This window comes from Candidatus Woesebacteria bacterium, from assembly GCA_016700095.1.
In the GTDB taxonomy this organism is placed as follows: Bacteria; Patescibacteriota; Microgenomatia; order UBA8517; family UBA8517.
Window position 1 is genome coordinate 711,630 of sequence record CP065002.1, and the last position, 21,647, is coordinate 733,276.

The 21,647-nt window shown below is 38.0% G+C and carries 18 protein-coding genes; 5 read left to right on the forward strand and 13 right to left on the reverse strand.

The window, feature by feature from the left end; all coding sequences use genetic code 11:
• Nucleotides 1–27: 27 nt before the first annotated feature.
• From IPM62_03620 to raiA, 3 genes are read left to right on the forward strand one after another with little or no spacing between them, the layout of a single operon-like run.
• The gene (locus tag IPM62_03620; protein QQS38444.1) at nt 28–1,431 is read left to right on the forward strand and encodes a hypothetical protein; all 1,404 of its coding nucleotides are present in this window, start codon (nt 28–30) and stop codon (nt 1,429–1,431) included.
• A 30-nt stretch (nt 1,432–1,461) separates the two neighbouring features.
• Nucleotides 1,462–1,824: a hypothetical protein gene (locus IPM62_03625; protein QQS38445.1), complete on the forward strand. Its 363-nt coding sequence runs from the start codon at nt 1,462–1,464 to the stop codon at nt 1,822–1,824.
• A gap of 21 nt (nt 1,825–1,845) precedes the next feature.
• Entirely contained in the window at nt 1,846–2,154 is a 309-nt protein-coding gene (gene raiA, locus IPM62_03630) for a ribosome-associated translation inhibitor RaiA (GenBank protein ID QQS38446.1), read from the forward strand.
• A gap of 24 nt (nt 2,155–2,178) precedes the next feature.
• Here raiA and IPM62_03635 read toward each other — a convergent pair whose 3' ends face one another.
• From IPM62_03635 to uvrB, 8 genes are all read right to left on the reverse strand, one after another.
• On the reverse strand, nt 2,179–2,367 hold the full coding sequence (locus IPM62_03635; GenBank protein ID QQS38447.1) for a PspC domain-containing protein: 189 nt from the start codon (nt 2,365–2,367) through the stop codon (nt 2,179–2,181).
• A gap of 158 nt (nt 2,368–2,525) precedes the next feature.
• Complete coding sequence (locus tag IPM62_03640) at nt 2,526–3,845, reverse strand: hypothetical protein (protein ID QQS38448.1); 1,320 nt, start codon at nt 3,843–3,845, stop codon at nt 2,526–2,528.
• 11 nt (nt 3,846–3,856) lie between these two features.
• Nucleotides 3,857–4,066, reverse strand: a complete 210-nt coding sequence (gene secG, locus IPM62_03645) for a preprotein translocase subunit SecG (protein QQS38449.1) — start codon at nt 4,064–4,066, stop codon at nt 3,857–3,859.
• A gap of 44 nt (nt 4,067–4,110) precedes the next feature.
• The gene (locus IPM62_03650) at nt 4,111–4,512 is read right to left on the reverse strand and encodes a phage holin family protein (protein QQS38450.1); all 402 of its coding nucleotides are present in this window, start codon (nt 4,510–4,512) and stop codon (nt 4,111–4,113) included.
• A gap of 87 nt (nt 4,513–4,599) precedes the next feature.
• Nucleotides 4,600–5,931, reverse strand: a complete 1,332-nt coding sequence (locus tag IPM62_03655) for a GIY-YIG nuclease family protein (protein QQS38451.1) — start codon at nt 5,929–5,931, stop codon at nt 4,600–4,602.
• An 18-nt stretch (nt 5,932–5,949) separates the two neighbouring features.
• Nucleotides 5,950–7,779, reverse strand: coding sequence for a transglutaminase domain-containing protein (locus tag IPM62_03660; protein ID QQS38452.1), 1,830 nt, complete (start codon nt 7,777–7,779; stop codon nt 5,950–5,952).
• 168 nt (nt 7,780–7,947) lie between these two features.
• Nucleotides 7,948–10,863, reverse strand: coding sequence for an excinuclease ABC subunit UvrA (gene uvrA / locus IPM62_03665; protein ID QQS38453.1), 2,916 nt, complete (start codon nt 10,861–10,863; stop codon nt 7,948–7,950).
• A gap of 23 nt (nt 10,864–10,886) precedes the next feature.
• The gene (gene uvrB, locus IPM62_03670; GenBank protein QQS38454.1) at nt 10,887–12,935 is read right to left on the reverse strand and encodes an excinuclease ABC subunit UvrB; all 2,049 of its coding nucleotides are present in this window, start codon (nt 12,933–12,935) and stop codon (nt 10,887–10,889) included.
• 118 nt (nt 12,936–13,053) lie between these two features.
• On the opposite strand from uvrB, the gene lexA reads away from it, so the two are divergent.
• Entirely contained in the window at nt 13,054–13,674 is a 621-nt protein-coding gene (gene lexA / locus IPM62_03675; protein QQS38455.1) for a transcriptional repressor LexA, read from the forward strand.
• A 103-nt stretch (nt 13,675–13,777) separates the two neighbouring features.
• Here lexA and IPM62_03680 read toward each other — a convergent pair whose 3' ends face one another.
• The 5 genes from IPM62_03680 to IPM62_03700 all read right to left on the reverse strand — a co-directional run bounded on the left by IPM62_03680 (nt 13,778) and on the right by IPM62_03700 (nt 20,870).
• Nucleotides 13,778–13,966 carry a hypothetical protein gene (locus IPM62_03680; protein ID QQS38456.1) on the reverse strand — a complete coding sequence of 63 codons (189 nt, stop codon included), beginning with the start codon at nt 13,964–13,966 and terminating at the stop codon, nt 13,778–13,780.
• A 298-nt stretch (nt 13,967–14,264) separates the two neighbouring features.
• Entirely contained in the window at nt 14,265–15,923 is a 1,659-nt protein-coding gene (locus IPM62_03685; protein ID QQS38457.1) for a 2,3-bisphosphoglycerate-independent phosphoglycerate mutase, read from the reverse strand.
• A 49-nt stretch (nt 15,924–15,972) separates the two neighbouring features.
• Nucleotides 15,973–17,238, reverse strand: coding sequence for a phosphopyruvate hydratase (gene eno, locus IPM62_03690; protein ID QQS38458.1), 1,266 nt, complete (start codon nt 17,236–17,238; stop codon nt 15,973–15,975).
• A 195-nt stretch (nt 17,239–17,433) separates the two neighbouring features.
• Nucleotides 17,434–19,725: a phosphoenolpyruvate synthase gene (gene ppsA, locus IPM62_03695; protein ID QQS38459.1), complete on the reverse strand. Its 2,292-nt coding sequence runs from the start codon at nt 19,723–19,725 to the stop codon at nt 17,434–17,436.
• Between the two features lie 59 nt (nt 19,726–19,784).
• Entirely contained in the window at nt 19,785–20,870 is a 1,086-nt protein-coding gene (locus tag IPM62_03700; GenBank protein ID QQS38460.1) for a hypothetical protein, read from the reverse strand.
• A 72-nt stretch (nt 20,871–20,942) separates the two neighbouring features.
• Between IPM62_03700 and IPM62_03705 the strand changes: the two genes are divergently transcribed.
• Nucleotides 20,943–21,626 (forward strand): transposase, encoded by a 684-nt coding sequence (locus IPM62_03705; protein ID QQS38461.1) that lies wholly within the window; start codon nt 20,943–20,945, stop codon nt 21,624–21,626.
• Nucleotides 21,627–21,647: the final 21 nt, after the last annotated feature.

Consider the following 21,647-nt stretch of genomic DNA (forward strand, 5'->3'; position numbering starts at 1 on the left):
TGTAAATATTATATAATATATCCCATAATGTTACTACAGGAACGAGCAAATGATCAATTCCGTATTTTTGGCTCACCCAATGACAACTTACTGGAAAGGATAAAAGGACAAGAAAGTAGAGTGGCACAAACGATAACTTGTGTAGAAAAATCGTATAATATCGTTTTTTCTGAAGCTGAAAAGTTGTTACTACTGGGTATATCAAGAGCTGCAGTTAGAATTGATAATTATATATCAAACACTGCAAGTGATTTACCTGAAACCGTTGCTGACTACGCTATTATTGAAGCTGCAAACAAAAAACAAAAGGGGGTCGACATTTTAAATCTCGAGAATGATAAAGAAATTGATTTTCTTGGTACAAGTTTTAACTTTCCTGATAGTCTGCAAACTGATTTTCCAAACCTCAACATTATTCAAGATATCCGATCTGTAAGACTAGTTTTGTTAAAACGAAAACCACTAACTTCATCTGGCAATGATACTTCTACTGATGCATTGTTGTATCCACTTTATGTCTTATCAAAAACTCACGCTTATGGCCAATTACCCGCGTCAGAGCAACCACATGAAGCGCCAGATCAACCTGGACTTCTTACCGAAGAACTCGAAATATGTGTAGTGCAAACTCGATACTCAGAGATTCCTCAACGACATGGTTCCTCCCCTCAAGAAAGAAATCGATGGTCAAAAATGGTAGTTTTATTGGATGATTATTTCTTAAGAGGTACAGCACCTGTAGCGTTTTCTTTCGGAAATCACTTGCTAAAAGAAATAACAGGTGATGACTATCCCACTAGATGGTTTACCTCTCAAGAAAATGTAAAAGTGCAAGCAGAAGATAAATTTGGAATACATGATCAAACAAAAATAGAAACCACCCCCAAGGGGGTTAGAAGTACGCTCGAAAAAGCAATTATGACAACCGAAGTGATCTCTGCTCTCAAAAAAGCTTTGGGAGAACTTCCCGAACATGCTATTCACTATGTGCAAATTAGAGAACGTTTATTGTTGTTAGATAAGTACCTCAGTGATTTGCTCAACACATCAGAAGATCTAAGTAACAATGACGTCGTCACAGCGCTAGTAAACGCAGTTAGTAAAACCCCCGATATTTATCGAGCCAGATTGATATTGGACAAAGAAGATCTTGGTCAAACCTCTCCTACCGGCATGCAGCTTGTCAAAGACCTCCATACACCAATAGAAGGTCAGCCATACTACACTCGTATAACCGAGATACGCGATTGTGAAACTATGCAAACCGGATTACAAGAAATATATAAATATTACGCATCACACGACGACACCTATCCATTTGCATGTTTCTTGTGGCAAGATAGAAACACAGAAGTTCAAATTATTCCACGTGAATTTTATACGAGAAGCTGGTTAACAAGAAGACCGTTTAAGGCGTTTAGCCAGTCTTGAATTTAAACAAAATCCTTATATAATAATAACATGTCACACATCTGCGACGCGATAGTTGTTTGTTGCATTGATTTTCGATTTCAAAAGTTTATAAGAAGTTGGACTGACGAAAACCTGAATGGTCAAACTTTTGACATGGTTGGATTTGCAGGCAGTACTAAAGATTTGGATGTGGTTATGAAACAAATTGATATCTCGGTAAATCTTCACAAGACGAAAAAGGCCGTTATAATTCATCACGAGGAATGTGGTGCTTATGGAATCGAAAGTACTTATGAAAGACACATTAAAGATCTAAAGCTTGCTAAAAATAGAATCTTGACGGATCATCCTCACCTTGAAGTTGTTTTGCTATTCTTACATCTTGACGGAAAATTTGAAACTATTAATTAAATAATTTGCTATACTAGATCAATGAAACTTCAAATATCAGCAAGTGGAGTTCCCCTGGCAGGTACGGTTCAGAGTGAAATAGAAAAAAAGTTGGGCGAAGATCTTGAAAGACCATTAAAGCATTTTCCTGAAGATGTTAAAAATGCCGTCGTACATGTATCAAAAGAATCAAGATTTGGTTATAAGATTACTTTCGAAATGAAATTACCCGGTACAAAAATCTTTTCCGAAGAATCTGATGCCGACTTCTTTGTGGCACTCACTAAACTTCGTGAGGAAGTAAAAAGACAAATTCTAAGGCATAAAGACAAAATAACAAGCAAACAATAATTTGATACGAGGTTTTAAGTGTAATTATTCCGAAGGAATTAATATCCAGCAAATAACATAACTAATTAATCCCGGAAATCCACCCGGGATGAGTAGAAAAGCCCAGAATATTCTTACAATAGTTGGATCGACATTAAAATAATCACTAAGTGCAAGGCAAACTCCTGCAACCATTCTACCCTTAAGCGGTCTGACAAGTCTTTTTTTAGTCATATCAATATTATAAATATTTAAACAGTAATTTTAAAGGGAGAAGTTTGCTGACTAACAGCTTTAAACTTCATATACGTGAATACACGCTTTTTTACCCGGTAGTGCATAAACCAAAGCTTGGTGGTCTAAACCAACAAACCACAAACTTTTTGGGGAAATCATTTTCTTGTCAGCTCGTAAGTAAGCGGATGATACAAGAATGCGGCAGGCATGTCTTCGACCAAAAACCTCTGGAAATCATAGTATATGTTTTTTCTTTCTTCTCTTTTCACTTCCAGTCTTCCGTCTTCCAACAACTTGTCGATTCGCGGATTTTCATATTTTGAGATATTTGTCAGCTGTTGAGTAGAATGCCAAACCGGATATTGATCGGGGTCATCGGGGATGTCAAAAATAGTCAAATATACCTGAAATTCGCTTGGGACAACCGATGTAACTTGAACTATCGATTTAATTCCCAGCTCATTCCATTGAGCGGAAATCTTCTCGGCTAGAGGTAGCAAAAATGGTGTACTTACAATTTTTACTTCCTCACTTAAAAGCTCACTGGGGACTTCCTTAAGTAATTCCTTGGCTCTTTCTTTGTCATATTGATATTTTTTTACTTGTGAATTAAATGCCCACGAATCCGGCGATAGCGGACTTATGGCTCGTTCACCCTCGAAATCGTCTTTGTTAATAGCATACACAAACGCTTGTCTTATTGATTTGTCGGCGAATAATTTATCTTTGGTGTTAAAAAATAAAGTTACAACTTTGTCTTTGTTAGTATTTACTTTTACCTCAACAGTTTTCCAATCTTTCAAAGGTGCTGGGTCAAACAATTCTACAATCTTGTCAATTTTTCCTCTTTTAAAAGCTAACTTCGTACCGCTTTCTGTTGGGAAAAAACGATATATTTTTTGGTTACCTTTTTTGTCTTTCATTATCAATTCGGAAACAAAACTACCTGTGACCGTCACTTTTTCAACTTTCCATAAATCAGTACCCAACAAACCGGTTCTAAAGGTTGGTCTGGAAACGACAGTCGGGAACGGCGAAAAAGCATCGTCTAGTTTGAACACGATAGTTTCCAAATCAGGTCTTTGAATTTCAACGTCGGAGTACTCGTAAGAAATATTTTCACTTGTTACGGGTGATCCATCCTGCCATTTCTTAGTGGTATCAATTTTGAATATCCATGTTTTACCATTGTCTTGACTCTCCCACGATTGTGCGAGATTTGGCACCGCCGACCCGGTTGAATCAAGGGAAGTCAAACCATCACCAATTTCATTAAGAATTTCTGGAGGTAATTCATTTGACTGATAACGGCCTGTAATACCGATCCGCACACTTGACCTACCAAAATATTGGGGAGCAATAGTTGATACCACAATAAACAAGATAAGACCCACAAGCATACTTAAAAACAAAACAGCTTTGAATTTATTTATAAATGCGTATGTTAAGCGAAGAGTATATCGGATAGTCTTCATGTGTAAAATCGCTATATTACGTATGCCGTAATTGATATGATTATGAAGATAGCGCTAAACACAAATGTTGCTTTGAAAACCAGTCTTTCAAGTCCTCGTCTAGTAAAGGACGATCCTCCGCCCCAAGCCCGACCAAAACCGGTACCCTTTGATTGAATAAGTATTAGCCCCGTAACCATAAGGGCAAAAATTGTTTGTACAACCAGAATAAATGTGTCCATCTTTCGTATTATAACTGCAAAGAGATGTCAGTTCAAATATAATATTACCTTCTCAACCAATGCAAAAATGATGTCAAAAGTGATATCAGAAAAGAAAATGCAATAAAGGCGGGAATTCCCCTTAAGGAAACACTTGGAATTTCAAGCCACTTGCTTACATATCCCCCATAGTTGAAAGCGGCAACACGGAAGCCATCCACCAACAAGGTTACCAAATAAAGAGCAATTGCCGAAGATACCCATCTAAATAATCCGAAGGTTACAAGATTCAAAGGAAGCAAAAGAACGTTGATCACAGGCTTGCCAAATAATGTAGCGAGTGTAATTGCCGCCGAGGCCAGTGCAAAGGTTTTAAGCCCTCCATCAAAGATTAAACCGTTTACATTTTTATTAATAAAATATAATGCGAGCGCTTCAATTAGAAAATGTCTAAATATTCTTTTCATTTTTACAAAGTATGAAATTATTATATTCAGGTGTCAAATATTACCGTCCTAGTTTATTGTATCAGACACCTATTAATTACTAACTCATTACTTGTGAATGTCATGTGCAACCAGCAGATGATGATACCTTCTTGCAAAACGATGTGCTTCGTCTCGAAGTCGTTGTAGTAAATTTAATGCAGGCCCCTTGGGTAGTTTAACAAGATTATATTGTGCTGGTTTTTGAGTATTTTTGATCACAAGTGTTTCGTATCTTTTTGCAAGACCTACTATTTGAATTTTCGTGTCGGAAAACACGTCACAAAAAACACTAACTTGCCCTTTTCCACCATCAACTACGATCAGATCAGGTGTACCCCAATCACGAAGTCTAGCCTTTCTCCTTCGTGCAATTTCTTTCATTGAATCGGTATCACTCGTTTTTTTGTCTTGCCGAATTTTAAAATGCCGGTATAACTTTTTTTCCGACACGCCATCGATAAACGTCACCATTGAGGCAGTCGCATTCACACCTGAAATGTGGGCAACATCAAAACATTCGATACGATGCAATTTGTCGATGCTTACTCCATTTTCTTGTAAAATATTATTTAGGCTTTCACCCTCTTGTCGTCTTATGTCTTCTATGAAGTTTGGGTTAATAAGGTATTTATCGATATTAATTATCGGTTGAGTAATGTATTCTAACTTATCTAATACTTCTTTGACTTTAAACGCTTCCTCATACATTTCTTTGTCGGCAAATACTTTCATAGTTTTCTCTAATTCATTTCTTACCTTGTCAATATTGCCATCAAGTACTTTTTTAATTAAGCGGATGTTTGTTGTGTATTTACGAGTTAATTCTTTTATTAACTTTATATCGTTTTGAATATTTATGTCGTTCGGACACGGATTACATAACCCTATTTGACTATCCAAGCAAGCTCTTTTTTCCAGTACGTGATTTGAAAAAGGAAATACCCGCTTTAGTAGTCTAAGTATCACCCGGACATTTTCTCCCGATGGAAACGGTCCGTAAAACGAAATTAAGTGTTCGCTCTCGTCAATTTTTCGTGCAGTCAATACTCTTGGATATTTTTCTTTTGTAATTTTTATATATAGCGGATTCTTGTCATCGCGTAATTCAAAATTATATTGAGGTTTATATTTCCTAACTAATTTGGCCTCCAGAAGTAACGCCTCTAGTTCACTTGCCACTTCAATATATGAAATTTTATAAGATCCCCCTACCATAATTTTAGTCTTTCCTTCAATGCTTCCGAGAAAATAAGTAGACACCCGGTTATATAGATTTTTTGCTTTTCCGATATATCTTATTTTCCCATCTTTATCTTGAAAGAAATACACACCCGGCGTAGTAGGTAGACTTTTTAGGAACGATTTTTTCTTAATAATATACTTTGCGTTTACGAGCATATGTGGGAACTTAATAATTTATTTTCTAAATTTATGAATAATATGTAGTTTTAATTTACCCATTTTTACAAGTAATATTAAGATAAAAATAAGAAGGATAGACGATATAATTGTTAAATTAATAATGACTACGATATATTTATAAGTAGGGATACTTAAATCAATGTCTTGTACCGTAACCGACAACATGTCGGGTGTATTAAAACCAAGAACTCCATAGGGAATTTTTGTTTTAAACACCACTTCACTAAACGGCGGTATTACTTCGACTATTCTATTGTCCAATGAATTATCATCGAGACTAACCTTATATGACAAATTGTATTCGGCCTTCGGACCTGGGTTGTAAACTGTTACCAGCGCACTGCTACCCAAAAACGGGACAACCTTTGTTCTCGAAGCTTTTATTTGCAAATTATTCTCCCGATCTTGCGGTAGTTGTCCGAAGTTCACCCAGACATCCTTTTGAGGATTAGGACCCAATTTATACGATCCTGGGGGGAATGGTTCACGGTCGTTAACTCCGTGTATAACAAAGGCAAAATGGCGCAAATCTAACTTCGTAAAATAATCAACCCCACCTGTGGTTGAACCCCACGTAGGATCGATTGGCACCCAAACTTTTGATACTTCATCCCAATATTCAGGCCAAGAATGCAACACGTCGGCAACTAATGACAGTGGTTCAATTTCAGGATTTTCCGTATACGCATAGCCGTTTACTTCACGGGCAGGTATTCCAGCTGCCCGCGCTAATGCTATAAATAAATCCGTGAATTCCATACATATAGCAGAGTCGGGATTACTGAGCGCTTCAACAGCTCCTAGTCGGGATACATTAGGTAATACCCTTTCATAATCGTAATAAAGAGTATTTACAACATAGTTATAAATTGCCTCCGGAGTCTTTAAAGATTTGGCCAATTTTACAATTTCTGGATTATCACTCTGCCAATATTGAGTTGCCTTTAAGTTTTGGGCAAGTGTATCGGATGAAAATGTCATGTGCGGTTTGGGAACAGCAAATATTTCGACAGATCCCAGGACATTAACATCCAACCGCTGGCGTGGTTGTAATTCGAATTGCGCCAACCAATTGCCATCATCATCAATACGAATCGTTGTTGGTTGTGGATCAATTTTCGTATAGTACATTCTTTGTATTGAATTATCGGGAGGAAGTGCTATATCAATTGAAGTTGCCTTGTTTATCGGATTTTCCAAATGATAAGCGAGTGAAAATGTGAATACCTGAAATTTTCCAAAACCCGCTGTAATACCACTTTTTACTACATCTTCTTTCCCAAATTCGAATACATTTTTGCCGGCAATAGTATTGGTTAGACGCGGTTCCGGTGAAATATATGCTTTCGATCCCCAAGTATCGGGAATAACCAGCTCTACATCATAGTTATCAAAAGTATCGTAATCTTTAAGTTTAGGAATAGTTACTTCCCATATCTCACCTTTTTGTATGGCTAAATTACGATCGTCGTAAAGAATAGTAAACTCACGTGTTTTTCCTAAACCGACAATGTATTCATCAAAAACAACGTCGATAGTTGTACCGCCGACATCACTTTCAACCTTAATATCAATTTCCTTACCATTTTGGCTTGCTTTAATATTTTCCGGTGACAAGCTCTCAAGCGTTAATTTAAATTTCTCTGCATGGACATCCGAGCGTAAATTCTCGATACTAACCATGTGTGAAACTTTTACCAAGCCGTCTTCTTTGATGTCATAAACAACAAACGAGTTAACCTTAAACGATTCATCGCCATATACCTGTTTTGGAAATGCAAACACGGCAAGTGCAATTAGCGTTAGTAATATATTTTTCAACATAGACTCATAAAGTATACCTTATTGTAAAGCTAAATTTTTCTTTATTAATTTTCGAAGTGTATTAAAACCGGACAGCTTAAAAAGTTGGCAATATGCTGTGGTTGAAGTGTAAGTTAATATAAGCTTCCTGAATGTTATTGAATATTTACGTGTGAAATTAAGATGTCGTCATTTAATATACTGGGCTGTATATGAGTTTTTTGCTGATTTCAAATTCTCGTAAGGTCCAGAATAAACTATTTGTCCGCCTCTATCGCCACCTTCCGGACCAAGATCAATTATCCAATCGGCATTTTTAATTACATCAATATTGTGTTCGATAACAACAACCGTATTTCCTTTCTCGACCAGTAGTCGTAATACGTTAAGCAACTTTTCAATATCTGCAAAATGCAGTCCGGTCGTGGGTTCATCGAGAATATAAATTGTTTTACCCGTTTGTCTTTTGGCCAGTTCCGCCGACAACTTCACTCTTTGTGCTTCTCCACCCGAAAGTGTTGTCGCTGATTGACCAAGTTCCATGTAACCAAGCCCTACGGCCTGCAAAGTTTCAAGTTTTGATAAAATTGCAGGATGTGCATGGAAAAATTCAGCCGACTCGTCTATCGTCATACTTAATATTTGAGCTATATTTTTACCTCGATACTCTACCTCAAGCGTCTGCGAATTATAACGAGTACCTTTACAAACATCGCAAGTTACCCAAATATCGCTCATAAACTGCATTTCTATTCTGTTTTGCCCCTGACCTTCACAGGCTTCACACCTACCGCTTTTTATATTAAATGAAAACCGCCCCTTTTTGTAACCAAACGTCTTTGCCGATCTGGTGTTGGCAAAGACATCGCGAATATTATCGAAAACTTTCGTATACGTTGCCGGGTTACTTCGCGGTGTTCTACCAATCGGAGATTGATTGATTAACACTACCTTATCGACATTTTCCACTCCCTCGATACCCGTATATTTAGGCAAATCTTCCTTGTAATAATGTGATAATTCGTTCTGAAGAGCCGGATAAAGTGTTTCGACCAATAGTGTTGATTTTCCACTTCCCGACACTCCCGTTAGAACGACTAATTTTGCAAGCGGAAATTCAACATCAATGTTCTTTAAATTAAACTGAGATGCTCCTGTCAATTTAAGTGATTTGCTGCCCAATTCGAGGAATAACTTTTTTGTGTGTGTAATTTTTTTCTTCCCTGACAAATAATCACCTGTAATGGAATTTTTGTCTTTCACTATTTCTTCGCACGTGCCCTGAGCTATAACTCGCCCGCCAAGTTTTCCTGCACCTGGTCCAAAGTCAACGATATAGTCCGACTGTTTCATCATTTCATCATCGTGTTCAACCACAATAACCGTATTCCCCAAGTCTCTTAATTTTTTTAACGTGTCAATTAATTTTTGATTATCACGCATATGTAAACCGATTGTCGGCTCATCGAGAACATAAAGTACTCCCGTAAGTCCCGACCCAATTTGACTTGCTAGTCGTATTCTTTGCGCTTCACCTGAGGACAAAGTGGCGGCGGATCGATCGAGCGTCAAATACTCTAAACCGACCGAAATTAGAAACGAAAGACGATTGGAAATTTCTTTTAATATTAAATCCCCAATCTCGAGTTCTCTTGTATTTAATAAAGTTTCTTTTTGAGATAGACCGTGGATCCATTCGACGCACTGAGTAATCGACATGTTCGTAACTTCGGCTATAGACAAACCCCAAATCGTAACCGACAAAGCTTCTTTCGACAGACGTTTACCATTACATTCTTCACAAGTTTTTTCGCGCATATATTTCTCAATCTCTTGTTTAACCCAGGTGCTTTCCGTTGCTTTATATCGGTTGGTTAATTCGGTAATAATTCCCGTAAACGTTTCATAAATGTAAGTATTTTTCCCAAATCTGTTTTTACCCTCAACCTTATATTCCCGGTCTCCTGTGCCATGTAACAACACATCAACATTTTCCGGTGAAAGATTTTTAAACGGAATTCTTGGATTAATGCCGTTTTTTTCACAAACTGTAAGCATTAGCCTTGAATACCATGTTTGATTTTCAAATATATTCGAGAAAGGAAGTATCGCTCCTTCCATAATTGAAATATCATGTGCAAATAGTCTATCAGGGGCGATTTTTTGTAATCGACCTATCCCGAAACACTTGGAACAAGCTCCGTGTGGTGAGTTAAATGAAAAAGTTCTTGGTTCCACTTCCGGAATTTGTATATTGTCATAAGGACATGCAAAACTCTGTGAATACAAATGGTCTTCGAAACTTGTAGGATACTCGGGTATGTCAAACGTTTTATCGAGTATTTTGGAAACGATAACTAGTCCATCGGTCAATTTTAATGCTTGCTCCACCGAATCGGTCAGTCTCCCTTTAAAACTGCTTTGAAATATTTCTTCTTTCAAATCCTTGTGTGATATGGAAATTTTATCAACCATGGCTTCGATGGTATGTTTGTTGGTTTTTATAAGCACAAAATCTTCACCCAAGTCTTTAATCGTCTTATCCACTCTCACTTTTTTAAATCCTTTGGCTTTTAAATTCGAGAATAGGGATCCAAATTCACCCTTTTTGTCTCTTACAACGGGAGCAAAAATCATAAGCTTAATAATTTTTTCCTTTTTGGTGGTATCAAGTATCATCTTCATGATGGCATCGACAATCTGATCAATACTTTGTGTGCTTATTTCTCTTTGACAAACCGGACAATGCGGGTGACCAATACGCGCGAAGAGTAGTCTTAAATAATCATAAACTTCGGTAACCGTTCCGACTGTTGACCTTGGATTTCTCGATGCGGCTTTCTGATCTATTGATATAGCGGGGGAAAGTCCTTCAATTAAATCTACATCGGGTTTTTCCATAACACCAAGAAACTGCCTGGCATACGTAGAGAGACTCTCCACATATCTTCTTTGGCCTTCGGCATAAATCGTGTCATATGCTAATGAACTTTTTCCGCTCCCCGACACACCGGTAAATACTACCAATTTATTTTTGGGTACATCGAGATCTACATTTTTTAGATTATGTACTCGTGCACCTTTAATTATTATTTTGTCATTCATTATAGTAAGGCTAATTTATCTAGCTAACTTTCAAGTAGCCGTATTCGATCTCTAATTTCTGCCGCAAATTCAAAATTCAAATCTTTTGCCGCCAACCTCATCTCAGTGCGTAGTTTACGCGTTAATTTACGCCTGTCAACCGGAGTGAGACTCTCTTTGTCTATTTCCGGTAAAGTAGTCTTGCCAAAATCTTTGTCAAACAACACCTCGAGCTCGCTATTTTTGTCCATGTCAATTAACCTTTCGCGAATAGGTTTTTTTATCGGTGTCGGTTTGATACCTAACTTTTTGTTCATATATAGTTGATATTCTCTGCGCCTTCGCACTTCACCTAACGCTCTTTCCATCGACCCTGTAATTTTATCGGCGTATAAGATAACCTTTCCGTCCACATGTCTTGCCGCTCGCCCCATTGTTTGTATAAGCGAAACTTCGCTTCTTAAAAAGCCTTCTTTGTCGGCATCGAGTATCGCAACTAAAGATACTTCAGGTAAATCCAACCCTTCGCGCAACAAATTAACTCCGATTAAACAATCGTATGTACCTTTTCTTAAGTCATCCAAAATATCGCCTCGTTCAAGAGTTTTTACATCGGAATGTAAATAGTGCACTTTCAAGCCTTGGTCATTTAAATAGCCCGCCAAGTCTTCAGCCGTTCGTTTTGTAAGTGTGGTAATTAGCGACCGTTCTTTCACTTTCATTGACGCCCTTTTTTTAACTTCTTTAATAACGTCTTTAACTTGCGTTCCCACCGGTCTTATTTCCACTAAGGGATCGGGGATACCGGTTGGCCGCATAAGTTGTTCAACGACGCCATTTCCCTCGTTTTTTTCTCCGGCAGAATGTTTGGCAATCGACAATTCCCACTCCGATGGCGTAGCTGTTGTAGCGATAAAGTTAGGAATTCGCCGCATAAATTCGTCAAATGTCAAAGGACGGTTATCAAAAGACGAAGGCAGACGAAATCCATAGTCAACCAAGGTTGTTTTTCTCGCCCTATCTCCTTGATACATACCTCGTACTTGAGGAAATGTGATATGACTTTCATCTACTATTACCAACCAATCTTTCCCAAAAGGTTCTTTGAAGTAATCAAGTAAGGTAAAAGGCGGATCTCCCGGTTTTCTTTTGTCAAAATACATCGAATAATTTTCAATTCCTTTTACATATCCTACTTCCTTTAGCATTTCCATTTCATATGTTACTTTTTGCTTTAATCTGTGCGCCTCCAGTTCTTTGCCATTGTCTTTAAGCAATTTGACCTGCTTGTCCAAATCGGCAAATATCTTTTTAAATGTTTCCTCGTGCTCTGATGTATCAGTCATAAAGTGTTTCGCAGGATACAAAAAGAAGGTATCTTTACTGTCTTTTTCTATTATTTCACCACTAACCGGATCGATGGAATTAACTTTACAAATTTTTCCTTGATCGATTTCTATTGTAAACCCTGTATCCTGATAAGCAGGATAGATATCAATACTATCCCCCTTGACCCTAAATGTGCCCCTATGAAATCCAAAGTCTCCCCTGTCATATTGCAAATCCACTAACCGATCAATAATGTTTTCTCGCGATATTGTGGTTCCAACTTTGAAGGTAAAAACGAAGTTTTTATACTCTTTTGGTGATCCTATATTATAAATACACGATACGGATGCTACAACAATCGTATCCTTTCTGGTTAATAAGTTTGCGGTTGTAGCCAAACGGAGTTTATCGATTAGTTCATTTATACCGGCATCTTTCTCGATGTACGTGTCGGTACTGGGAATATAAGCTTCAGGTTGATAATAGTCATAATAACTCACGAAGTAATTAACCGAATTATCTGGAAAGAAATCCCTAAATTCCTGGTAAAGTTGACCCGCTAATGTTTTATTATGCGAAATTATCAAAGTCGGTTTTTGCAGTTTTTCGATTAAATTTGCAACCGTAAATGTTTTTCCTGAACCCGTAACGCCCAAAAGAACTTGATAGTCAACTCCTTTGTTAACTCCTATTTCAAGTTTTTTTATAGCCGACAATTGCTCTTTTGTGGGTTTATAAGTTGATGTTAATTTAAATTTTTGCACACTCTACATAATAGCGGAAACAAATACCAAATACAACCCGAATATCCAAGGCTAAATTACCTCTTGACCAATTCGGGTTTTATTTGTATAAATAAGAGTGTTAAAGATTTAAAAAAATATGGCACCAATAGTTTACAAACGTCAGGGACAAATTCTCGATTTCATCCGTCAGTTTATACAGACAAACAAATCTGCACCCACACTTCGTGATATCGCCGATGCCATCAACGTTTCATCTTTGGCTACTGTTCATGAGCATTTGACCGCATTGGAACACAAAGGTTTGATAAAACGCAAAAGTGGGAAAACGCGATCGATAGAATTAGTCGGTGTTGGTGAGGAGTTGCTTGAAAAAGAGTTTGAAGTTCCCATACTTGGTTTTATTGCAGCGGGAGCCCCAATTGAACCTTATACCGATCCCAATGCAAGTATTTCAATTCCCAACTCTTTTGCCGATAGCAAAAAGCGTATCTTTGTTCTCAAGGTCAGGGGTGAATCAATGATCGAAGCACAAATCAGAGATGGAGATTATGTTGTCATCGAGCAAACTGATATTGCACAAAACGGGGATATTGTTGTTGCACTGCTTGATAACGGTATGGCAACACTCAAAAGATTTTTCAAAGAAGCAACTCGTATTCGATTGGAACCCGCCAATCAAAGCATGAGTCCAATATTTGTTAAAAATGTGAGAGTTCAAGGAAAAGTTGTGGGGCTTATAAGAAAGTATAAAAATTAAACTTCTTTTTTTAAATTAGACAAACGCTACAGAACATCGATATTATTTCACCTACCGCTTATAATGAATATAATCGATAAGCAATTAATATCTTTAACAATTACTAAAGAGTATCGTAAAGCGAAAACTCTTCCTCGACGTTTTGAGCGTCAACTTCCTCAAAGTGATCTACATCAGACAATACATCCATTGGGTCAAAACTAGTGTCGCCTGACACAAACACACCTGAAACAAACTGTAATTGTGTTCCCTTTTTCAATCCTCCTAGGTCTTTTTTCAATCTGTACATCATTATTTATCACCCCCTTTCCCAATAGAAAAGTCTATTGTTGAAAACGGATTTCCCTAATTCGAAGATTAAGCAAAAATAACACAATATTTGTGTCATTGCAACCCCCAAAAATGAAGTATCGGTAATTGTTTTTTTAACAAACTTTAGCTAGTAAATGAAATGCAGCTCAAAAACCTATTTTTTCTAAGGATAAGTTTGACTACGTCCTTACTTCAACTACGCCTTCTACAAGAAGTTTTCGTTTAATAAGAATAGACTACTTACGAAAAGTTCTTTTTAATACCACCCGGTACTTTTATTAGTCCTTAAGACCTTTGAGTAAATCCCTTCCTGTCATTACTTGGGGGATGGTGATATTCAATAACGACAAAATTGTAGGTGCCACATCAGCAAGAATCCCCGGAGTCAAGGTAATATTTTTCCCCATAAGTTTTGCATCCACGGCAATAAACGGCACCTTGTTGGTGCTATGTTCGGTATCGATCTCGCCTGTTGTTAGATTTATCATCTCTTCAGCATTGCCATGGTCAGCAATAATAATGAGTACGCCATCATACGCGAGAACATAATTTGCAATTTTTCCAATACAATAATCAACCGTCTCCACAGCCTTAACTGCAGGACCGATATTGCCTGTATGGCCAACCATGTCGACATTCGGGAAATTAACAACTATCAACGAATACTTACATGTAGTCATTTCCTTAAGCAGGGTATCAAGTAATTTCTGCGACGACATTTCCGGCTTTTGATCATACGTTGGAACTTGTGGTGATTGGATAATTATCCGTTTTTCGCCCTTGTATGGTTCTTCTTGTAAGCCATTAAAATAAAAAGTCACAAAACGTTCTTTTTCCGATTCTGTTATTCTCAGCTGCATCAAGTTATTTTCGGATATTATTTTTCCAAGCGGATCCACAACGGGAACAGGGGGGAAAGCAACTTTCGCTCCTGCTTCCACAATAGGTTTACTGTATTGTGTCATGGTTGAAAAATAAATATTTGATAAAAATATCCGTCTGTCAAAAGTGTTAATTTTTTCACGCAGGCGTTCATTGTGAGTATTTTCATAGTCGATTCGATACGGATCAAATTCGTGAAGTTCGGAAGCGTTCGAGAAATCTTTAAGCACGAAAGCTTTGGTAAGTTGTCGTGGCCGATCTATTCGGAAGTTAAAAAATACCAATGCGTCATTGTTTTTAATAATCGCCACAGGATCACCTTTGTCATCGGTAATGATACTTGGCTCGATAAATTCATCGGTTTTACCTTTGTTATATGAGGCTTCAACGGCATCAATGACATGTACATATTTCTCTCCTTTGCCTTCCGTTAACGCTTCGTAAGCTTTTTTGGTTCTATCCCATCTTTCATCTCGATCCATCGCCCAATATCTCCCCATCAAAGTTGCTACTTTTCCGATATGTTCTTTGTTCAATACTTCGTATAATTCATTAATATATGTTTTTGCGGCAGTTGTGGGAGAATCTCTTCCGTCTGTAAAAAGATGTAGATACACCCTTTCAAAATTTCTGCGTTTTGCCAATTGAATGAGTGCATATAAATGATGAATATCGGAATGGACGCCGCCAGCGCCGATTAAACCCATATAATGAACATTGGAGTTGTTTTTTGTGGCGTGATCGATTGCGCCATTTAAGACTTGGTTGTCAAAAAAGGATCCTTCAGCTATTGCCATATTTATTCTTTCAAGATCTTGATAAACAATTCTCCCTGCTCCAATGTTTAAGTGTCCGGTTTCAGTATTTCCATCTTCACCTCGAGGTAATCCGACTGCTTCACCCGAGGCAGAAAGCTCAGTATGTGGAAAGGAATGTGTCAATCGGTCGATATTGGGAGTATTGGCTAAAGTTATGGCGTTACCCGGTCCTTCCGATGCAATTCCCCAACCGTCAAGAATTGCCAATACGACACATTTTTTATGTTTATTTATCATTTGGTTTAGTATAGACACCTTTTATTAAAGAAGAAATACCGTGAAAGGGTTAATGTTTCAACAATTCTTGTTCGATAGTAAGAAGGCGATTGTATTTTTCAACTCTCTCCCCTCTTGCCGGTGCTCCAAATTTAACAAAGTCAGCACCCACCCCGACCGCAAAATCTGCGATGAACCAGTCATTTGTTTCCCCCGATCTGTGAGACACGATAACCTTCCAACCTGCGTCTCTGGTTTGCTTAATTACTTTTAGTGTTTCCGTAACTGTCCCAATCTGATTTGGTTTAACAAGTATTGCATCACACGCTTTTTCCGATATGGCTTTTGCAACACGTTGGGGATTGGTTGCAAGTAAATCATCACCGACAATCGTAACCTGATCTTTCATTTCAGCATACAATTTCTTCCAGCTGTCCCACGCATCTTCATGAAATGCGTCCTCTAAAATCGCCAGGTGATACTGATTATTTATACTTTTGTAATATTCCATCAGTCCTTCGTCTTTAAGGGGTGTCGATTTGTCCCGTATGGTGTATTCTCCGTTTTTATAAAATACGCTAGCTGCCACATCAAGTCCGAGAAATACATCTCGACCAAGCGAATAGTTGGTTTCCTTAATTGATTCGACAACCACTTCGAGAGCATCGGCATTCGTAAATAGATTTGGAGCATAGCCACCTTCATCACCAACCGAATGCACTGCACCTCGTCGATCTAAATTTTTACCAAGAGTCATATATATTTCCGATCCTGTTCGCAGAGCTTCTGTGTATGATTTGCTCGACGCGGGAATTACCTGAAACTCCTGAAAATCCAAATTTCCGGAGCCGTGCAGTCCACCATTAACCATGTTAAATATAGGTGAAGGTACGTGGACTACGGGAGATAATCCAACTCCTTGTGCAAGCGAAGCAATCCACCGATAGACAGTCGTGTTGTTGGCGTAAGCCGCCACTTTAGCAACAACTTGCGACACGGCGAGAATAGCATTAGATCCCATTTTCGATTTATTTGACGAGCCATCAAGAGCAATGAGTTTGTCATCAATGGCGTTTTGATTCTCGACAGGCATACCGCTTAAACTTGGTCCTAAAATGTCGTTAATATTTTTGACAGCTTTCAAAACACCCTTGCCCAAAAAACGTTTTTCGTCCAGATCGCGCATTTCAACTGCCTCATGTGTCCCTGTTGATACACCCGCGGGTACACTGGTAACCGCAATATGACCTGTCCCCAACTGGCACGCCGCCTCGACGGTAGGAACACCACGCGAATCAAGAATTTCTCGTGCCCATATTTTTGTTATTGTAGACATATTATTTATCCAATAATCGAATTTGTTATTATATGCGTATTAATGCACTTATCGCTTCCTATAACGTAATAAATTTAACCCACAACCTCACGCTTGTCGTACCATTGCTGATTCCGCGTACAATGTGTTACTTTGGTCGAAACAAAAAACCCACAAAAGTGGGCAATTACAACGCAATAAATCATAGAATTCGAGTTACTTCCCGACAGCCAACTTTCTTTCTGCTTCGTGAATAACATTTCTCACCCTATCGACAGCATCAGGATTAACAGAAATGCTCGTTATTCCGTATCTAATTAGTTCTTCAACTAAATCATCATACGTACTTGGCGCTTGTCCACAAATAGACGAACTTACTCCGCGTTTATTGCAAGCTTTTATTACTCTTTTAAACGCCCATGAAATTGCAGGAGATCTCTCGTCGAAATCGGCGGCAACCGTTTCATTATCACGGTCCGTACCGGTAACAAGCATCGTCAGATCATTGGAACCAAACGATATGCCATCAACACCAACATCCAAAAACTTATCAATAAGAATTACATTTATCGGAATTTCAACCATTAGCCAAAACTTAAAACTCGTATCTTCAAACAAGCCGTTGGATGCGACAAGCCGTCGTACTTTTGCCAATTCTTCAGGAGATCTAACAAAGGGGATTTCAAGCCAAAGATTTTTGTGCATTTTGCGAACCTCTTTGATAGCTTGTAACTCCAAATTGAAAACTTCAGGTTGTGCAATATAGCGATATGCACCCCTAAATCCCAACATCGGATTTGGTTCTTGTGGCTCCCAAGACTCTCCTCCCTGAAGCGACCTATATTCATTAGTCTTGAAATCGGTTGCGCGATAAATAATTGGGCGTGTTCCGAAAGCAGAACAAAACGTAGACATGCCCTTGATAAGATTTTCAATAAATACATCCTGCTTTTTTAGTTTAATTGCTTCTTTGGGATGAATACCGATGTTGGCAATCATAAACTCCGCACGAAGAAGGCCAACTCCATCGACGTTGAGTTTAGCACCTTTTTTTGCCATCTCAACCTCGGCTAAATTTACATACACCTTAGTAGCCGTGCGTCCCTTGTAGTAATTTTTACTTTCTTCTTGTGCTTTGCTGTGTATAACTTTCGTACCAACATAGATATTCCCGGTCGTTCCATCAACCGTAACAATGTCATTTTCTTTGAGCTTTTTGGTTGCGTCGTTGGTACCGACCACACACGGAATACCCAATTCCCTTGAGACTATTGCAGCATGTGATGTCATCCCTCCTTTGTCGGTCACAATTGCACTCGCCTTTTTCATGGCAGGCACATAATCAGGTGAAGTCATCTCGGCAACCAACACGTCTCCTTCTTTAACTTTATTAATTTCTTTAGGGCTTTTCAGAATTTTAGCCGGCCCCGTTCCTACTCCAGGGCTAGCCGAAGAACCCGAGAGAATGGGCAAATCACCATGCTTAACAGTTTCACCTCCTGCGAGTTTTGTCGATTTATCATCATGTGATTTTTTATTTTTATCGGGTATCGTCGTTACCGGCCTTGTTTGCGTTATAAATAAGTCATTTTTTTCTTTTGCCCATTCGATATCTTGAGGGAAGTAATAATGCTCTTGCAATTTATTTGCCAGTTTAGCCAAAGCTACAACCTCGTCGTCTGATATTTTTTGCTTATCTTTAATTTTTGCGGGTACTTCTTGCTCGATCGTTTTGGATCCTATTTTAATCAATCTGACATTTTGTTCGGAGACTTCTTTGGACAAAATTGCATAGGTATCTTTTTGTACTACGTATCTATCGGGTAAAACCGATCCTTGAACGATTAATTCACCCAATCCCCACACTGCCTCGATAATAATTCGATCTTTGTCATTTGTGACAGGATCAATTGAAAACATTACACCGCTCACATCTGACTGGACCATTTTCTGGACAATGACAGAAATTTTTACCTGATCATTTCTTATTTTATTTTGTTTACGATAAAAGATTGCCCGAGCCGTAAAAAGCGATGCCCAACATTCCCTGACAGCAATTAGTAAATTGGTATCTCCTTTGATATTTAAAAATGTCGCTTGTTGTCCTGCAAATGATGCACCCGGTAAATCTTCGGCGGTTGCCGATGACCTAACTGCAACTAATTGTTTTTTGAATCTCGGTGATAATTTCTTATAAGCTCTTTTTACCTCAAAGCCGATTTCATCCGGAATTGGTGCACGAATAATCAGATCCTGAATTTTTTTAGATTGCCTTTGGAGACTGTCGGAATCATCGACATCAAGGTCTTTGAGAAAAAGATCAATCTGATCTGCTAAATTGTTATGCGCCAAAAACATTTCGTATGAAGCTACGGTTATCGCAAATCCACCGGGAACGGGAAACTTCGCTTGAGTCATCTCACCAAGATTAGCGCCCTTTCCCCCAACCATGGGTAGATCGTTTTTATCAATATCTCTAAAAAAGGCAATAAGTGGTTTAGTCGACATAAGGCAGTTTCAGCTAATACTCATCTTCGCAGATAATTTCAGTTTTGGCAAGATGATTATTAATTTTTCCCCAAAGGTTGCCCCATACGGGTTTTGAAATAGTCAACCCACGGAATTGGAGCCGGATTTTGTTCGTACAGCATCGATAAATAGAAATTTGCCAGTGCACCAAACTGAATAAGTTCAAAAGCCTGAGATAACTTGGTTTGCGCGGTGCATGTGTAATGATAAAAACTCAAGTTATTTTTTTCCACAACGTCTTTGGTTATTCCGAATCGTTTATTAATTTTATCGGAGTAAAGGTTGGAATTTACAAATAACATAAAAAGATTTTGTGAATTAGTGGATGGATGCATCAGGCCTTCCATTAAATGGTGGTTCAATTCAGGAATAGTAAAGTCGGCTGAAAACGTTTTGGCATTCTCGTTGAGTTGATTATTGATAGTATGGGTAGCACCGGTTAAATGACTAGCTGAAATATAAAATATATTTTTTGAGTACATAAGCCTTGCCAGTTTTTTGGCAGCGTTGTCGGCTTCATTAATTTCAATGCTGTTTTTTTCCAATATACTTTTCATTGCGATTACAAGTTGATCCAAATCATCTTTGGTAAAATCAAATAATCCCAATTTTGAAGCCAATACCAGTTGACCAACAATTGAATATCCAATTGCCATTCTTGGTTGATTGGAGGGATTAAATTTAGGATCAATCTGATAGTAAGGAACGCCGTGTTTTTTGGCTTCATCGATTAACGTACCTCCGGTTCCAATCGCCATCCATTTTGCTTTTCTTTCGAGTGCTTGTCGAACGTTTTCGAGTGTTTCTTCTGTTGTTCCTGAATACGATGAGCATATTACAAGCGAATTTTCGTTAACAAAATTGGGGATATTGTAGTCATTTACCCGGACAAGCGGAAATTTGTTGGTGTCAAAATATACACTTTCAATCACTCTGGCACCAAGACCCGATCCACCCATACCGGCCATAACAAGGTTTTCGATATTACCAAATTCTTCCGGAACATTAACCAGATTAGCCTTTTCGTAAGCGTCGAGACATTGATCGGGTAGTGCCTCAACCGAACCAAGAACATTTTCCAGATCTAGTTGTGAAATACTTTCTCGAGAGTTGATGTCAACCATAATATGACTATATCGTCGAATATTAATCTTTCCAATCCTTGAAAGGTCTGTCCTTTAAAGGTAACATTATTTATGCCTAGTCCAAATATTTTAAAAACTTATGTAAAGGGTGGTTACTATCATATATATAACAGAGGTGTGGCAAAACAACATATATTTCTTGACAGTAAAGATTACCACGTCTTTTTGAGTTATCTTAAAGATGCTTTGATCAAACCCATTCCCAAATCATTTAAAAAAATTGAGGTAAGCTTTAAAGGACAGACCTTTAAAGGTATTCCTAGACCGGTAAATAATTACTTTGACAAAATATCGCTTGTTTGTTATTGCCTGATGCCAAATCACTTTCATCTCGTAGTTCAACAAACTGAAATATCATCAATGCAAAACTTCATGAAGTCTGTTTCAACCAGATACTCTCAGTATTTTAATAAACGTTACGATAGAATTGGGCCTTTGTTCCAGGGAAGATATAAGGCTGCACTTATTACGGATGATCACTATCTACTTCACCTTTCCCGTTACATCCACCTTAACCCCCTCGGAATGGTAAAGAGTTTGGAATCCGCATATTCATCATATTCTAATTATCTTGGAACACGAAACACTTCATGGATTAATCCGAATATCGTTCTTGAGTTTTTCAACAAAAATAAGGATGTCCAATTTAAAAACAACCTGACTTATAAAAGCTTTGTCGAAGATATAAAAATCAATAGTAAAAAAGCTTTGGGGAAGAAAGCAATTGATTGGTGATCTAACGATTCGGATTGCGAA

Excerpts from the sequence above, each read along its gene's own strand:
- raiA (QQS38446.1), top strand. The coding sequence starts at position 1,846 with ATGAAACTTCAAATATCAGCAAGTGGAGTTCCCCTGGCAGGTACGGTT.
- eno (QQS38458.1), bottom strand. The coding sequence starts at position 17,238 with ATGTCTACAATAACAAAAATATGGGCACGAGAAATTCTTGATTCGCGT.
- IPM62_03705 (QQS38461.1), top strand. The coding sequence starts at position 20,943 with ATGCCTAGTCCAAATATTTTAAAAACTTATGTAAAGGGTGGTTACTAT.
- IPM62_03660 (QQS38452.1), bottom strand. The coding sequence starts at position 7,779 with ATGTTGAAAAATATATTACTAACGCTAATTGCACTTGCCGTGTTTGCA.
- IPM62_03700 (QQS38460.1), bottom strand. The coding sequence starts at position 20,870 with ATGGTTGACATCAACTCTCGAGAAAGTATTTCACAACTAGATCTGGAA.
- IPM62_03620 (QQS38444.1), top strand. The coding sequence starts at position 28 with ATGTTACTACAGGAACGAGCAAATGATCAATTCCGTATTTTTGGCTCA.
- IPM62_03625 (QQS38445.1), top strand. The coding sequence starts at position 1,462 with ATGTCACACATCTGCGACGCGATAGTTGTTTGTTGCATTGATTTTCGA.
- IPM62_03685 (QQS38457.1), bottom strand. The coding sequence starts at position 15,923 with ATGATAAATAAACATAAAAAATGTGTCGTATTGGCAATTCTTGACGGT.
- secG (QQS38449.1), bottom strand. The coding sequence starts at position 4,066 with ATGGACACATTTATTCTGGTTGTACAAACAATTTTTGCCCTTATGGTT.
- uvrA (QQS38453.1), bottom strand. The coding sequence starts at position 10,863 with ATGAATGACAAAATAATAATTAAAGGTGCACGAGTACATAATCTAAAA.
- lexA (QQS38455.1), top strand. The coding sequence starts at position 13,054 with ATGGCACCAATAGTTTACAAACGTCAGGGACAAATTCTCGATTTCATC.
- IPM62_03655 (QQS38451.1), bottom strand. The coding sequence starts at position 5,931 with ATGCTCGTAAACGCAAAGTATATTATTAAGAAAAAATCGTTCCTAAAA.
- IPM62_03680 (QQS38456.1), bottom strand. The coding sequence starts at position 13,966 with ATGATGTACAGATTGAAAAAAGACCTAGGAGGATTGAAAAAGGGAACA.
- ppsA (QQS38459.1), bottom strand. The coding sequence starts at position 19,725 with ATGTCGACTAAACCACTTATTGCCTTTTTTAGAGATATTGATAAAAAC.
- IPM62_03650 (QQS38450.1), bottom strand. The coding sequence starts at position 4,512 with ATGAAAAGAATATTTAGACATTTTCTAATTGAAGCGCTCGCATTATAT.
- IPM62_03635 (QQS38447.1), bottom strand. The coding sequence starts at position 2,367 with ATGACTAAAAAAAGACTTGTCAGACCGCTTAAGGGTAGAATGGTTGCA.
- IPM62_03640 (QQS38448.1), bottom strand. The coding sequence starts at position 3,845 with ATGAAGACTATCCGATATACTCTTCGCTTAACATACGCATTTATAAAT.